Genomic DNA, 15,989 nt, shown 5'->3' with positions numbered 1-15,989 from the left:
TTTGTATAGGTTTATCAAGTTTATGGCTTTTCGACGGGATAATATAATACACATTTAGCCACATTGCATACTATTTTAACGTTCTTTAAAGGATTAACTCCTTGTTTTGGCAAATGCAATATACTTTTCGCGATTATAGTTCACATAAATTGCAAAAGCGATTACTACAAGAAAGCAACATAAAGGTATCAGGAATGAAGTCTTTATGGAGTACATATCAGCAACCGTTCCCATGATCGGTGGAAATACGGCGCCCCCCACAATACTCATAATCATAATGGAACTACCCTTGTTTTTTAATGATCCTAAATTATCAAGTCCGAGTGCGAAAATCGTTGGAAACATAATACTCATGCTAAAACAGCATAGCATCAATGCGATCAAGGCAATAAATCCCGTTGCCAACAATGCCGCAACACAGCTCGTTAGTGCTAAACTTGCGAACAGGAACAGCAGGCGTTGTGGCGATATAAACTTCAATAGAAAGGTCCCTAGGAATCGTCCAATCATGTAAAGCAGCATCCCCAGGGTGAGGTAGTAGGCAGCGCTCTTATTTGAGATCGATGGAAACTCATCACTTACAAAGTTGATAAAGAATCCCCATACGCTTGCTTGCGCACCGATATAAAAAAACTGTGCTAGGACCGCGAAAAGAAAGGTCGGCCGTTGAAATAAGGATTTTCCCTTCGATAAGCTTTCAGCAGCCTCTACCTCCTGCTCTTCTTTACTCAGATCAAATTTTGGCAACTTAATCATACAGAACAATAGCAGCAACAAGCTGACGAGCAAACCGATTACAAAGTATGCCACTTTGATGGAATGCAAACTGCTTTCCTCCGTTGATGCCTCATTTTGAAAGATGAAAAGCCCTCCAATTAGCGGGCCTAAAACGACTCCCAATCCGTTGAAAGACTGCGCAAGATTTAAGCGCAAAACAGCCTTCGATGGATCACCTAAAATGGATATATAAGGATTAGCGGATGTTTCAATAATAGCTAAACCACAGCCCATAATAAACAAGGCCATGATAAATGGATAGAAGCCTGCAGCTGGAATAAAAAGAAAAGCGCCCAAGGCATAACCAACTAGACCAATTTGGATTCCACGTTGATAAGAATACTTTTTTGTGATAAAACCCGCCGGTAATGCCATTAAAAAATATGCGCCGTAGATTGCAACTTGTACCAAAGACGATTGTCCTTTAGATATATGCAAGATATCTTGAAAGTGCTTATTTAATACATCAAGTAAGCTGATGGCTAAGCCCCAAAAGAAGAATAGGCTAATTACTGTAACTAAAGCCCATAGATACGGATTTGTCTGGGGTTTCATTTTATCATTGTTCATGGATATCATTGGTTAATGGTATTAAACAAAGATGTTTGAATAATCCAGCTTTGCCACATACTTGATTGTTAAGAATATGTACGCATTTGACGTAATAAATCAAATGCACTTTTAAGATTTGTTTTTAAGATATACTTGTTGAATATTGAGTTTATATTGCTGTGGGGTAATTCCTTTGAGTAATTTGAATCGTCGATTAAAATTGGACGTATTGTTGAATCCCGCTTCGAAGCAAATCTGTGTAATGCTTCTTCTATTTTCTTCGAGTAGTTGACAGGCGAAATTGATTCGAAGTTCATTGATAAATTCGATCATTGTCTTTTTCGTTCTAGCTTTAAAGTATCGACAAAATGCTGATGGCGTCATATGTGCCCGAGAAGCAATTTCCCCTAAGTCAATCTCATTCTTGAAATTGCTCATAATGTATTCGTAGATTGTGCTCATGCGAATCGCGTCATGATCATTGATGTTATTCCAATATCCCGCTGAAGAAAGCAAGGATATCTCTTTAGAAATGGAAATCTCTTCGAGAATTTTCAATAAAAGGATCACTTTTTTAGGACCGTTAGTAATCAACATTTCTTCCATCCAGTCCATAATCTTTACTCTGGAGTCGCCAGCAATCAAGATGCCTCGACTACTGAGCTCCAACACGTTTTTAATCGATAGCATCTCTGGTATGGTGAAAAATGACTCCCCAAAGCACGATTCGCTAAAATGCACGACGATTGCGTAGGACGACAAGCCCGAGTTGTAATTAAACTCCTTTTCTTTTTCGAGCCCATTATCAGCAGACCAGGCATGTGGTAAATTGGGACCATAGAAAACGAGATCTACGTGTTCAAAGGTGGAGATACTTTTACCAGCGATCCGTTTGCCATAGGGATACTTAATAAATGCTAATTCAAATTCCGCATGATAATGCCATTTCGTATCCAAGACATCTAAATAATCCTTTCGGATTTGAAAGGCAGTTCGATTTCCGACAGGTGGTTTTGCATAAATCGGTTTCATATTAGTTTATTAGGTCGATTGAATTTGCTAAATTCATATTACTTATACCCAATTTACCTTAAAAAACTGAAATGTCGTTCGTTATATCAATTTCGTACGCATTTAGGCAAAACGAATACCATTATCGACTTATAATTCTATCTAATTTTAAAACATGATTTCTAACCGATCAACCTATTTCGAAAACCATAGTTTTACAGATGCACATATCCATTTTTGGGATATCGAGCAACTGAACTATCCTTGGCTACAAGAAATCCCCACATTAAAAAGAAGTTTCCGCTTAGCGGATCTCCAAAAGGATACAGAAAATCTGCAACTTGAACAGCTCATTTTTGTTCAATGCGAATGCCTGCCGCAGGAATACCAACAGGAAATTGATTTTATCAGTAAGTTTGCCGCTCTAGATAATCGGGTTCGTTGTATTATCCCTTACTTTCCCCTAGAGATGGATCATGCTGAGCAACAATTGATCGCCATGTTAGACAATAAGCTTATTAAAGGCATCCGACGTTTAGAAGAGTCTCCTATTTCCCTTTATCAGAAAGAAACTTTTCTGAACAACATGCCGCTCTTGGAAAAACACAACTTGAGTTTTGATTTAGGTGTGAAAGCTAATCAAATGGACGCAGCGCTTAAGCTTTCCGAATGCTTCCCCAATCAACGATTCATATTAGATCACGCTGGAAAGCCGCCTATAAGAACCAAAGAAATTAAGATCTGGAAGGATCAAATAAAAGATATGGCATCCAATCCAAATGTCGCTTGTAAATTATCTGGATTTCTAACGGAATCAAATTTACAGGCTTGGAATATAGAAGATCTCTTACCTTATTTTGAAGTGGTATTATCAAATTTCGGTGTCAATCGATTAATTTTTGGGAGTGACTGGCCGGTCGTAACCCAAGCTGCAACTTACCAGCAATGGTTGTATTGTGCACTAGACCTTTGCCGCGAGTTAAATGAAAACGAACTGCATCAGATCTTTTATCAAAATGCCCTTAATTTCTATCAATTAGAGAACGCTTTATGATCGATATAAACACACTTACACAGTTTGCTATGCCGAAAAACAGCTATCCTATTTATATGATAGGTGCCGGTGGTATTATTGAAGATGCACATTTACCAGCGTATCGCAAAGCAAATTGGCCGATTGCTGGTATTTATGATATTGACACGAATAAGGCATTTAAATTGAAAGAGAAATTCGATATCAATACCTGCTATGACAGCCTTTCTGCGCTAGTTTCGGAGGCGCCTAAACATGCCATCTTTGATATCGCTGTTCCGGCTTCTCAACTCTTAGCAATTATCGCGCAGCTCCCCGATGGTGCTTATATCATGATGCAGAAGCCAATGGGGGAAACACTAACAGAAGCAAAGAAAATTCGGGATCTCGTGGTTGCAAAAAAAATGATCGCTAGCGTTAACTTTCAAATGAAATTTATCCCTTCGCTATTGGCGGCGAAAAAGATGGTTGATCAAGGAATAATTGGTGAACTACACGATATTGAAATTCGTATGAATATCTACCATCCTTGGGAACTTTGGAACTTTCTATTTGGACTACCGAGAATGGAGATGCTATACCATAGTATACATTATATGGATATCATCAAGCATTTCTTAGGTATGCCAAGCGCCGTTTATGCGAAAACATTTCAACATCCAAAGCAAATGCAATTATCCTCAACGCGTTCGATCATTTTATTTGACTATCAACAAGCGATTCGCGCCTTTGTTAATACTAATCACGGTCATGACTATGGACTGAAGTATCAAGACTCGTTTATTAAACTCGAAGGGACGAAAGGCGCCATAAAAGCGGTCATTGGCAAAAATATCAATTTCCCTCAAGGTGAGCCCGATTCATTCGAATACTACTTAACGGATCATCCTTCAAAAGGATGGATAAGCAAAGAGGTTGCTGGACATTGGTATCCTGATGCGTTTATTGCGACTATGGCGGATTTAATGTGTGCTATTGAAGATCCAACCGCTATCCACGACACCTCCATCCATAAAGCTTTTGACACGATGCGATTAGTCGAGGCAGCCTACCTTTCTAATGATACTGGCGGTACCGCCATCCCCGATGAATCGGCATTCTAATTCCTATTTATAATGAGTACAATTTTGAATAAGTACAGTAGACAAATTACTGAAAATGACAGTCAACCTGGATCCAAGGCGATGCTGCATGCTATTGGTTTGACCGAAGAAACGCTAAAGTTCCCGCAGATTGGAATCGCGAGTGCAGGCTATTCTGGAAACCCTTGTAATATGCATCTTAACGATTTGGCAAGTATCGTAGCTCGCGAACTCCCCAAATACGATCTCAATCCCATGACCTTTAACACCATCGGCGTTAGTGATGCCATTAGTATGGGAACCTTGGGAATGAACTATTCATTACCCTCGCGTGATCTTATTGCCGACAGTATCGAAATGATTATGGGCGCACAGTGGTATGATGGCTTAATATCTATTATGGGTTGTGATAAAAATATGCCAGGTGCTGCCATTGCTATGGGGCGATTAAACCGTCCTAGCTTGATGATTTACGGGGGGAGTATTCACTCCGGGAAGCATAAGGACAATAAAATAAATGTATTGACGACTTTCGAAGCCTACGGCTCAAAAATCGCTGGACTTATCGACGAGAATGAACTCAACGATATAATAAAGAATGCATGCCCTGGCGCCGGTGCATGCGGAGGAATGTATACTGCCAACACCATGTCTTCTTCCTTGGAAGCATTAGGCATCACACTCCCCTACAGTTCCTCCTTTCCTGCAACAAGTGAAGATAAGAAAGGGGAATGCATTCGGGCTGCCGCAGCCATGCAGATCTTACTGAAAGAAGACCTTAAGCCTCGAGATATTGTTACCCAACAATCATTAGTGAATGCCTTAACGGTCGTAATGGCATTGGGAGGTTCAACAAATGCAGTCTTGCATTTTCTAGCTATCGCACAAGCATTTGGCCTACAACTAGACTTAGCCGACATACAACATATTAGCAATAATACGCCCTTTATTGCTGACTTAAAACCTTCTGGAAAGTATTTGATGGAGGATGTACACGATAGTGGTGGAACACCTGCTATTTTGAAAATACTTCTAGAAGAGAAGCTCCTAGACGGGAATTGTAAGACAGTAACTGGAAAAACTCTCGCGGAAAATCTAGAGAACATCCGCCCTTGGGATAACCGATTGAATATTTTATTCCCGGTCAGCAAACCGTTAAAGGAATCTGGTCATATTGAAATATTACATGGTAATATTGCACCGCTCGGATCTGTGGCGAAAATAACAGGGAAAGAAGGTGAGTATTTTCAAGGAAAAGCAAGAGTATTTGATAGTGAAGATCTGACAGTACACGCGATTGAAGAGGGAAAAATAGCTGCCGGCGATGTAATTGTAATCCGCTTCGTGGGTCCGAAAGGTGGACCAGGGATGCCGGAGATGTTAAAACCAACAGCCGCCATTATGGGAGCTGGACTTGGAAACTCTGTCGCCTTGATCACCGATGGACGATTCTCTGGCGGAACACATGGTTTTGTTGTTGGACATATTGCTCCGGAAGCATTTGAAGCCGGACCAATTGCAATCCTCGAAGATGGCGATGAAATTACAATTGATGTAAAGAACAATAGTATTACTGTTGCGCTAACCGATAACGAGATTAAGGAACGTTTAAACAATTGGATTCAACCAAGTCCAAGAGTAACTTCCGGTGTGCTTTATAAGTATGCGCAAAATGTGACCTCCGCATCGGTCGGCTGTGTCACAGATCTATATATACCAACACCATCAAAGTAATTGCTAAAGCCTATACAGAAAAGGAAACTAGGCTACAAAGCCGTTGAATAGATAAAAAACAAAAGCCTAATATAAATCTAGGCTTTTGTTTTTGTATGTCTTATTGAAGGATAAAGATTCCTCTAAGGCAAGGAAATACGATGATCGATTTCTTTCAAGTGATAAAATCAGGTACGTTGTCCAATTGATTATCCATAAAACAACTACACGAATCTAATCCTTAAATTTCTTCCTTAGCAAGCTCGATCATGATGGATAGCTCCTCCACTAGGTCGTCTCTACCACCACTAAATCCGGCAGTCTTAAAGCGAATCTTCCCTTGGCGATCAATGACAACTTTTCTAGGGATCCCCCCTTTCCCTAAGGCATCATAAGCATCACTAGAATTGGTCGCTAGATTTATCTCATCGATATAGAGATCCATCTGGTAATTGTTCTTCTTGAAGAAATCCATTGCTCGCTCCCTCACCTTTGTTCCCTTCTCCAAAGTATTAACAAATAAAAATGCTACCTCCTGATCATCCCTGTATTGTTCAACAACCTCCTGCATCGCGGGAAGCGCTGCCACACAAGGACCACACCATGTTGCCCATAGATCGATCACAACAATCTTACCTTGAAAGTCGGATAAGGACACCTCTTTGTCAGAGGTATCCTTTAGGTTGAAATTGACTACATTTTCTTTGATCTCCATGGCTCTAATCTTATCCATCAATTCTGCACGCAAGTCTAATCTGAGCGACTTCATATATACACTTAAGTCTTTTGATGGGTGAAGTTTTGCATAAGCTATCCGAAGCTCCGCCTTAATCTCCTCATCGGCAAATCCTGAGCGAACTGACGCCTCCAAAAAGGCAATTGCATCGCTATATTTTCCCGTTTTACTCAATAAATAATAGTAATTGCGACTCAATTCATCGCGCTTAGGCAAATTATCAAAGGCTAGTTTACTATAGGGCAACGCTTCTTTATACCGACCACGCTTGATCAATAGATTCGCGTATACGTCCAAAAAGCCATAATAAATGGAACCTTCATTTGGAGCTTTCTTGAGCGCGTTTATATCAGATTGAACAATCTTCTCGAACTTAGAGAGCTCATTGCTATCTAGCACTTTGACCAATAGACCAGCCGTCGTCTGCTTGATGTAGTTTTCCTTTAGCTGAAGGTAATAATCAATCGCCTTATCGGTATTTTTCTCTTTTGCGAACTGGATAGCAGCTGAAGAAATGGGGACCTCTAAATGCTGTGCATCAAATCTATGACGTAAGTCATTGATCTCGTTTTCTTGCTCCACAGCAGGCTTAATCGTCATCATGACATTCCATGTCTTATTAAATGCGATGCGTCCAGTGGGAAATCGAAGAATAGCTACTTGCTTTAAGGAATCAACTTTTGGGTTATCTTTAATGTAATAATAGTCGATTAAGATATCCAAATCGCGCTCTGTTCCTTTGGCTAAAGCATCTAACTTGTCGCACAATTCTGACTTGTCTGTTATTTGTTTTAAGCTATCAACTGCTTGCTGGACAGAAGACTGCGCGAAGCAAGTATGAAAACTTAAAAACATAAGAATGATCATCTTTTTCATTTGTCAATTATTTAAATTCTATCATGTCTCTTAAACAGCTCACTGGTCTTGTAATTTTGAGCACCATTTGCAAGTTTTTTTGTTCCAACGGTGTATAGTATAAAGATTTCGTTGAAGAAACAGTCGCAATAAGCTCTCCCTTATTGTTAATTATTGGACCGCCACTTGAACCTCCAGCATAATCTGCTGTAATATCAACTAATGGACGTTTTGATGTTTTGCTTTCATCTGTATAATCGGTATAATTTCTAGCAACAATGCCTTTGGCGAAGTGGAAGAAATTGCCAAAGGGATGCCCCATAACGTAAACCTCCGCTCCTTGTTCTGCTGTTTGACCTAAAGCCAGACTACTAAGTTCCTCACCTTGACTATCGACCTGAACAATACATAAGTCGTCGGCTTGATTAGCGGATAGAATCGATTTTACCTCCAATACCTTTCCCGCATTAGTTTGAATAGTCATCACCAAATTCTTACGGGCCATCGAAGTAAAAGATTTCACGACGTGATAATTCGTAACAACAATGCCAGAGGGATCAATTATATAACCTGTAGCGGCGTCAATATGCACATCGGGACAATACCCACAATCATAAGCAATTCCAAAAACGACAGTCGACTTACGGAGTAGTTTCGCCAAGGCCTCACCAGACAGCGCTTCTCGCTGCTGCTTCGCTTTCCTCAATCGAACCTTCTTTCCTTCCGTTTCTTTTAATTGATCTTTAGCCAACTTGGATGTCAGCTGAACTTGATTTTTCCCTAATAGCGTAACTGTCGACTGCTGATGTCGAATTAATACGTCATTATTATCGATAAAGTTTGTTGTCGTCGGTGCCTGCTGGGCGTATAAATGCGAAACGTGGGGACTACACAGCAACGCACATACTATAAATAATGCTTTCATTTCTCTTGATTTAGATTCTATTACTCTCCAAAAAGTTCTTTCAATTTCGCGTCTAATTTATCTTGATCTCCACCAGAATAAGTACCAATGATATTCCGATCCTTATCAAACAATATCTTCGTTGGAAAGGATGTAATCGACATCTCCTTCACGGGATCAAAGTCGATTTCTTCGCGATCAAGCGCTAATAGTTGAATCCACTTAATATTATCTGTTTGAATGGCAGTCTTCCAATTCATTAAGGCAACATATTCATTACCTGCCTTTTCATCTGCTACACCAACAATTTCAAATCCCTTATCCTTGTATTTGCTGTACAACTCATTTAGATGAGGGTGACTTGCACGACATGGAATACACCAAGAACCCCAGAAATCAACCAACACGTATTTTTCATTGATGGCTAGGACTCCCTGTACCTTATCGTTTACATCTGACTTAGAAAGCAAGCGATTCAAAAACTGAACATTCTTTTCATTTCCGAGTGCTTTATGCTCATCAAAATAGGTTGCCAAATCAGGGATGGCCTTAAATTCGTTCAGGAGATTAGCACGAAGTGACACCGGCTCTGCAGCCGCAATCAGATAATCGTTAAGAACAATCTTCGCTATAGTTATATCATTAGGATTCTTCACCATAATCTTAGCAAAACGGTAAGAAAGCGACTGTTTATAATCTCCATTGGCAACTTTCTCTTCTAGATACATCATTTGTCTAGATACCGGGTACAAGTATTTAGCAATTAAGCTGTCTTGAAGTTCAGGTTTTGAAGAGTGAATCAATTGCATTGCGAGCTGACTATATGCGTTAAAATTGGACTCGCTTACTATTTCTCCAAAGATTGTCTTTGTTGTGAAATCATCTAATATTTGCCTTGCCACATGGCTATAATCTTGGTTATTCTTAGTCTTTAATAATTGCTTTAAAGACTGCGCAAGAATGTGCTTATCTTGAATTTGACTATGGTACTTACCAGCGGACGCGAGATCATTATTCTCGATAAACAATTTCACTAAGTCTTTCGCCATTTTGTCTTTCCAAGTTCTCAACTCTTTAATATTGAGATCACTGTTCTTAACAAATCGATCGTAGGCTTCTACTTTCAACTCCAAATCGTTCTCCGAATAAAACTTGACATAATACGGTTCTACAATACGTATTTTACCGAGCCTATACTTTGTTTCCTCATCTCCAAGAAGTTCCGCTAACAGGTTATCTAGACGCTCAGAGTTCTTAAAACTGCCACCTTCAATACGGGCGATAACTTTACCTGTTTGATCGACAAGGATTTTTGTCGGATAGCCTGTAATAATATATTTCGATGCAGGGTGTTTCAAGTCTTTACTTAACCATAGGGTTTGAAGCCATGGAAGTCCTTGCTTGGCAATCTCATTTTGTAAAGTATTTTCTATTTTAGACAAATCTGAGCCATTCTCAGCAGCAATACCAATCACTTCGAAACCTAAATTCTTATACTTATGGTAGGTCTCGATAAGTTTGGGATGTGATTCTGCACATGGTGCGCACCATGTACCCCAGAAATCTAGGAGGATATATTTATTTTTAGATACTTTATCCGCGATATCTACGCCATTGATTTCTGAGCTTGCTGTGACCAGATTCTTAAATTGCGTGCGCTGCACATTCTCTTGTGAATCTACAACCAGAGCGAATCTTTTATCACCATTAGGGATTTTAGAAATCAACTTATTGCTCATTTCCTCGATTTTAGCACTAAAATCAATCTTCTCGGTATTGAATTTTGCGAAAACCTTAATCGCTTCATCATGCTTCCCTAAATGTAGTAAAGCTTCACCATAAGTGTAATAATTGCTAATATTGAGGAACTTATTACCGCAATACTGATAAAACATTGACAGATGCTTAAATACTTCATCTTGTTTATTGATTGCCGCCAATGACTTCGTGTAGTAAGAAATCCGCGGTCGATAATAAGCAAATGTAGATCCATCGGCGTCTTTTCGATTTACCATAATCAGATATAAGCTATCTAACTCTGGACCTACTACATCTACAACAAATTGGTGCTCCTGCAGATCTTGAAACTTATCATAAAAGCGAGATTCCACATTTTCATGTCCAATTCCTGTTCCTCGGCTCTTGTTCATCCACTTCACTGAATTTTCCTTATCAGCCAAATTGATGTACTCTATGGCAATAAATATCGCTAAGCCAGGTTCTACATTTTTATTCTCTTTGAATAGCGCCTGTACTTCACTTGAATTGTAGATCGCCAACTTCTTATCGATATCTTTGGCCTCTAATATTTCTCGTGATAACTCTTGAGATCGCTGCGTTATATTCGCATCTTGCGCACGTACTTGCAAAGCAATTAGGCATAGGCAAGCCAGTATAATGTGTTTTATCATCATATTCGTATTAAAAAACGGGTAAACTAAATTTTGAATTATTTAAATATTAGTATCCTTCATTCTGGACTAATTGAGGGTTTTTCGTTATCTCTCCAAGTGGTATCGGATAGTATAAATCTGTTTTGGTAAAACTAGGTTTTATAGACTTCATATAGTTGACTGCGTAGTCATCGCCACGACGTTTAATATCAAACCATCGATGGCTACCTTCTGCGAAAAGTTCGGTTGCTCTTTCCTTAAACAGTAAGTCTCTAATCTGCTCCTTATTCAACGCTGGAACTCGAGTAGCTAGCGGCAATAAGCCTGCTCTATTCCGCACAAGATCCATATCATGAAGCGCCAATTGAGGCTTATCTAACTCGTTGCGCGCTTCTGCACGAATCAACAAGATCTCCGCATATCGGATAATCTGTTTGTTTTCCACTTTACCATTCGCCTCAGAAGGTAAGTTAAACTTATATTTAAATGGTGCGATAGACCCTAAACCTTCATCGATCCCTGCTCTACCCCAATGTTGGAGTCGTAAATCATTACTTTCAAATTTTGCTATTAGCTGATCAGAAAGTCGATAATGCACGTTTGTTAACCCCGGTCCACCGATACTAAATGCCGAAACTGGATTATTTAACCAATTCGCAAGCGAAAGGATAGTTTCCTTGGACTCCTTCAAGAACACTTTGTCAATAGACTCTAATACAAATTCATTGGAGTTAATTACCTCGTTTGCTTCTGCTTCCGCTAAAGCATATTTCTTTTGAAAAAGATATACTTGCGCCAATAAACCAGAAGCGGCATAACTGGTCACACGATTTCTATCCCCTAATGCTAAGGTTTTATGCGTCGCAAACTGCTTTGCAAAAATCAAATCATCCTCGATTTGCTTATAAATTTCAGAAGAAGGCGACCTGGTAACATTCACATTCTTAGTGTATTCTGCAGTCAATAACAAAGGAACATCCCCCATTAGGTTAACCAAGTTGAAATACATCAATGCCCGGACAAACTTCGCTTCTGCAAGGAAGCCGTCTACCTTGTCTTTGGAAAATTTAGTAGAGTTAGATAGGTTATCAATAATATTATTCGCCTGATAAATTAAATGATATGGATGGGTCCAAAAGGGATCTAATCCTCGATCTGAGGTCAATGCATTCTCAAAATATAAACGCTCGGTATCCATATAAGAGAGGCGCACCAGCTCATCTCCAGACAAGCCAGTAAACTTGGCCGCACCAATATGAGTCGTCATTTCCTTCACGGTCCAATAGCCATACATACCACGCACAGCAGACTCCGCTCCGCCTTCTGTTGAAAAAATCTTATCCTTATCGGTAGAGCCTATAGGCATGTCTACTTCAATTAATTTACTGCAGCCACTCGTAAGAACTACCGTTAGAACGATTATGGCTTGAATAAAACTGCTTTTAAAATATTTCATCCCTTTGTATGATTAAAAATTTAATTGGATACCTACCGTAAACCTTCTTGGCATAGGCAAATGTAATCCTACATAATGATTGGGGTTAAACTTACTATCTAGATAAAATGAATAGATGTTTTGTCCTTGAAGAAATAGGCTTGAGCGTGAAAGTTTAAGGCGATGAACTAATTTCTCAGGCAAATTGTAGGAGAACATGACCGTTCCCAAACGTAGCATGGTCAATTCCTCTCTCAAATAATCACTGTTCATTGCTGCGGTAAAAAAATCTCCTAGCACCCCTGTAGTAGGCACATTAGTTTGCGTTACTCTTGGAACAGTAGCAATATCACCAGGATTCTTCCAGCGCTGATCCAGCATATGCGCATACATATTACGAATACCATAGTCACGTATAGGTGCCCCATTTTCATAATTTATTTCAATTTGTCGATGGAAATTGATGAATAGACTGAGGTTAAATTGTTTGTATCTAAAATTATTCTGCCAGCCTCCAAAATATTTTTGATCGGAGTCTCCGATGTAATGCATGTCTGCTCCCCCTACTACTAAATCTAATCGACCATCATTGTTCGCATCCAGGTGTTTATTCAAGCCAGTTTCTGGATCAACACCTAAGTATTTCAAGCGATATAAAGAATTTAACGATCGCCCTACTTTATAAAGATTATAGGTTGTGTTCTCCAGACCATCGAATCGACTTAGCACATTCTTGGGAATCGTTAAATTGAAATCTGTAGACCATTGAAAACTCTTTGTACGTATAACAGTCCCCCCCAACATAATCTCAAAACCGGAGTTATCGACCAATACATCTTTTATGTTTGCTGAAACAGCACCGAAGCCTGTCATCAGCGGCAATGGGTATTGTACCAGCGGATCCGAGGTGCGCTGCTTATACCAAGCCATCGAATAGTTCACTCGATCTTCCCATAAGGTTCCTTCTGCTGCAAATTCGAGCTTGCTGGTTAGCTCCCAATGTAAATCAGGTTTGAAGAAACTCGCTGGAGTCATTGCGACCTCGCTGTCGTAAGGACTATTGAAGAAATTGCTTTCATATAAATCCAAAAACTTATAATCGCCAATCTTATCGTTCCCTGTGATACCGTAACTTCCTCTCAATTTGGCAAAACTTACAAAGGTTTCCTTTGGAAAGAATGCCTCTTCCGATATTGCCCATGATGCACCTATAGAGCCGAAGTTAGAATATTGATAATTAGGACCGAATCGCGAAGATCCGTCTCTTCTACCAGAAATACTTAAGTTATATTTATTCTTATAGTTATAAATTAAACGAGCAAACGCAGCGGCATATTTATACTCAGTTGTTCCCATATTTGGGGAAGTAAAATTACTAGAGTTGAGCCCAATATAGGTTCCCAAATACTCGTCATCTTTGTACCCGAGGGCGCCGATATAATCATTACCCATCCGATTTTCATTATAGGTTCCTCCGAGTAACACATTTAGTTTACCGCCAAAAAGCGAGGGATTCGTATACTCAATCTGCGGCTCGATATTAATCGACTGCAAATCATTATTCCCCCAATAGGTTGTACCTGTAAGGTTTGAACCTTTCGGATTTTGAGAAGCGATAGAAACTGTCTGAACCGCCTTTGACTTACTTTGATTATATCCTAGATTGGCTCTAACCGTTAAATTGGGTAAGATGCTATAATTAAGGTGTGCATTGATTATATAATTTTGAATTCTACTTTCATTAATATTCTTTAATTGCGCGTAAGGATTTGACATGCCCGAAACATAGAAGTCATTCTCATTCCAAAAAAGCGAACCGTCCTCATTAATCAACTTTGCGTTGGGTGGCAGATAAATAACGTTACCCATTTCTACACCACTCTGTCTATTTAAAGTATGGGTAAAGGATGTATTCATGTTTATCGTAAACTTTTTATCTTTTGACGACGATACGATGTTGACTGAAGTACCAACATTTGTGGACGTTGGCGATTTATAGATGGAGGAAGTCTCACTATTGTAATGTCCAGAGAAGCGATAAGACATTCCTGCACTACCGCCAGAAACTGCAGCTTGCAACCTCGTGTATTTCCCCATATTACCCAAGAGCTCCTCCATGTTATTGTCATTTCTCGTCGTGTCCCAAAGCAAGATATCATAGGCATTCGCATTCGTCATTGGAATCCTGTCATTCTTAAATGCCTCTTTTCGGTAGGCCACGTACTCTTCCGTAGATAACATCTTCGGCAATGTTAAGTAACTACCGCCGACACTATAGTTGATATCATAGCTGGTATTGCCAGCTTTCGCTTTTTTCGTCGTAATTAAGACAACACCCGAGGCGCCACGACTTCCATAAATCGCAGTAGCATCAGCGTCCTTTAACACTTCAATACTTTCAATATTTCCCATGTCCATCATCGAGAATGCACTAATTCTCGCTAGATTACCCATCGTAATATTCGAATTGTTATTCTGCGCTGCCATCGGAACCCCGTCCACAATAAATAGTGGCTCTTCATTCGCTCCAAATTGCGTATCTACTTGTGTTCTTCCCCGTATTTGCACTTTGCTCATGGCACCAGGCTTACCATTGTCTGGCGTCACTATCATCCCCGGAACACGACCTTGCAGTGCCAACAGCGGATCATTAACAGCAGATTGATTTAATTCTTCGCCGGATATCTTGGTAATGTTACCTGTTGAAATACGCTTTGATGTGGTACCATAGGCCATCACCTGTATCTCATCCAATGAAGACGGACTCGGCAACAACTTGACCATTAAATAATTATTTCGGCCACTAATCATCGAGCTTTCCTCTATTGCATCTTGACCAACTCTATTTTGTTTGTTTGCTAACTGCTTAAAATTGCCATCTTCATAAAGTAATCGTAGCGTCGACAAACCGATCCGACTAAACTCCAAGATATCTCCATGCTGTAGTTCGAGCTCAAAAGTCCCATCTGCTTTTGTTGATAAACCAATTTTTCTAGCGGCAACCACTAAAGTGACGCCCAATGCAGATTCACCAGCGGGAACAAGAACCTGACCTTTAACTATTTGTTTGGTAGTTTGCTGATTGCTGCTTATTGCGTTTGTATTTACAACAGCTACTGCACTTGGCTTTAGGGCCAATACAATTGTATTTTTATCCAATACATAGGTTAGTGGCTGTAAAGCGAAGATCTCATTCAATGCATCTTTTAAGGGGGTGTTCCTTATATTAACATTGACATTTTTACTTCGATTCAACATGCTTTCGGTGTATAGAAAGTTGTATCCCGTTTGTCGATTCAACTCATTAAGCACTTGTTTTAAGGGTGCATTCTTCTGTTGAAGATTTACTTTTTGCGCCAATGATGTTGCACTTAACTGCAACATGCCAATCAGTAAAAGCAGCGTTGTCAATCGCATAATTAACCATACATTACGGAGCCGTAAGGAATACCGCCCCATTTTTTTCATAAAATTTAAATACATTTGTTAAGATTGGTA

Annotated in this window: 10 protein-coding genes; 3 read left to right on the top strand and 7 right to left on the bottom strand. The window is 39.6% G+C overall.

Annotated features, from left to right (window positions below):
* Positions 1-93: 93 nt before the first annotated feature.
* Together fucP and GFH32_RS08920 are read right to left on the bottom strand one after the other, a co-directional pair.
* Positions 94-1,347 carry an L-fucose:H+ symporter permease gene (fucP, locus tag GFH32_RS08925; protein WP_202111216.1) on the bottom strand — a complete coding sequence of 418 codons (1,254 nt, stop codon included), beginning with the start codon at positions 1,345-1,347 and terminating at the stop codon, positions 94-96.
* Positions 1,348-1,458: 111 nt separating this feature from the next.
* Complete coding sequence (locus GFH32_RS08920; protein WP_153511297.1) at positions 1,459-2,361, bottom strand: AraC family transcriptional regulator; 903 nt, start codon at positions 2,359-2,361, stop codon at positions 1,459-1,461.
* A gap of 154 nt (positions 2,362-2,515) precedes the next feature.
* Here GFH32_RS08920 and GFH32_RS08915 point away from each other — a divergent pair, with 154 nt between their 5' ends.
* Genes GFH32_RS08915 through ilvD form a run of 3 tightly spaced genes read left to right on the top strand, consistent with a single transcriptional unit; the run spans position 2,516 to position 6,189 of the window.
* Positions 2,516-3,394 (top strand): amidohydrolase family protein, encoded by an 879-nt coding sequence (locus tag GFH32_RS08915; protein WP_153511295.1) that lies wholly within the window; start codon positions 2,516-2,518, stop codon positions 3,392-3,394.
* Complete coding sequence (locus GFH32_RS08910; RefSeq protein WP_202111215.1) at positions 3,391-4,476, top strand: Gfo/Idh/MocA family protein; 1,086 nt, start codon at positions 3,391-3,393, stop codon at positions 4,474-4,476. The genes GFH32_RS08915 and GFH32_RS08910 overlap by 4 nt, the downstream gene beginning before the upstream one ends.
* 12 nt (positions 4,477-4,488) lie before the next feature.
* Entirely contained in the window at positions 4,489-6,189 is a 1,701-nt protein-coding gene (ilvD, locus tag GFH32_RS08905; RefSeq protein ID WP_153511293.1) for a dihydroxy-acid dehydratase, read from the top strand.
* Positions 6,190-6,409: 220 nt separating this feature from the next.
* Here the strand turns inward: ilvD and GFH32_RS08900 are convergent, their stop codons facing one another.
* The 5 genes from GFH32_RS08900 to GFH32_RS08880 are packed head-to-tail and all read right to left on the bottom strand — an operon-like array spanning position 6,410 to position 15,974.
* Positions 6,410-7,780 carry a TlpA disulfide reductase family protein gene (locus GFH32_RS08900; RefSeq protein WP_153511291.1) on the bottom strand — a complete coding sequence of 457 codons (1,371 nt, stop codon included), beginning with the start codon at positions 7,778-7,780 and terminating at the stop codon, positions 6,410-6,412.
* A 7-nt stretch (positions 7,781-7,787) separates the two neighbouring features.
* Entirely contained in the window at positions 7,788-8,684 is an 897-nt protein-coding gene (locus GFH32_RS08895) for a S1 family peptidase (protein WP_153511289.1), read from the bottom strand.
* A gap of 20 nt (positions 8,685-8,704) precedes the next feature.
* On the bottom strand, positions 8,705-11,077 hold the full coding sequence (locus GFH32_RS08890; protein ID WP_153511287.1) for a TlpA family protein disulfide reductase: 2,373 nt from the start codon (positions 11,075-11,077) through the stop codon (positions 8,705-8,707).
* A 46-nt stretch (positions 11,078-11,123) separates the two neighbouring features.
* Positions 11,124-12,512, bottom strand: a complete 1,389-nt coding sequence (locus GFH32_RS08885) for a RagB/SusD family nutrient uptake outer membrane protein (protein WP_153511286.1) — start codon at positions 12,510-12,512, stop codon at positions 11,124-11,126.
* A gap of 12 nt (positions 12,513-12,524) precedes the next feature.
* Positions 12,525-15,974: a SusC/RagA family TonB-linked outer membrane protein gene (locus tag GFH32_RS08880; RefSeq protein WP_153511284.1), complete on the bottom strand. Its 3,450-nt coding sequence runs from the start codon at positions 15,972-15,974 to the stop codon at positions 12,525-12,527.
* Positions 15,975-15,989 lie beyond the last annotated feature (15 nt).

The sequence above is a fragment of the Sphingobacteruim zhuxiongii genome (assembly GCF_009557615.1).
Taxonomy (GTDB): domain Bacteria; phylum Bacteroidota; class Bacteroidia; order Sphingobacteriales; family Sphingobacteriaceae; genus Sphingobacterium; species Sphingobacterium zhuxiongii.
Note: the sequence above shows the minus strand (reverse complement) of the source record. Positions and strands in the feature narration are given on the sequence as shown.

Bases quoted from the DNA above. Each gene is read 5' to 3' on its own strand.
- fucP (WP_202111216.1), bottom strand. From the start codon at position 1,347: ATGAACAATGATAAAATGAAACCCCAGACAAATCCGTATCTATGGGCT.
- GFH32_RS08920 (WP_153511297.1), bottom strand. From the start codon at position 2,361: ATGAAACCGATTTATGCAAAACCACCTGTCGGAAATCGAACTGCCTTT.
- GFH32_RS08915 (WP_153511295.1), top strand. From the start codon at position 2,516: ATGATTTCTAACCGATCAACCTATTTCGAAAACCATAGTTTTACAGAT.
- GFH32_RS08910 (WP_202111215.1), top strand. From the start codon at position 3,391: ATGATCGATATAAACACACTTACACAGTTTGCTATGCCGAAAAACAGC.
- ilvD (WP_153511293.1), top strand. From the start codon at position 4,489: ATGAGTACAATTTTGAATAAGTACAGTAGACAAATTACTGAAAATGAC.
- GFH32_RS08900 (WP_153511291.1), bottom strand. From the start codon at position 7,780: ATGAAAAAGATGATCATTCTTATGTTTTTAAGTTTTCATACTTGCTTC.
- GFH32_RS08895 (WP_153511289.1), bottom strand. From the start codon at position 8,684: ATGAAAGCATTATTTATAGTATGTGCGTTGCTGTGTAGTCCCCACGTT.
- GFH32_RS08890 (WP_153511287.1), bottom strand. From the start codon at position 11,077: ATGATGATAAAACACATTATACTGGCTTGCCTATGCCTAATTGCTTTG.
- GFH32_RS08885 (WP_153511286.1), bottom strand. From the start codon at position 12,512: ATGAAATATTTTAAAAGCAGTTTTATTCAAGCCATAATCGTTCTAACG.
- GFH32_RS08880 (WP_153511284.1), bottom strand. From the start codon at position 15,974: ATGTATTTAAATTTTATGAAAAAAATGGGGCGGTATTCCTTACGGCTC.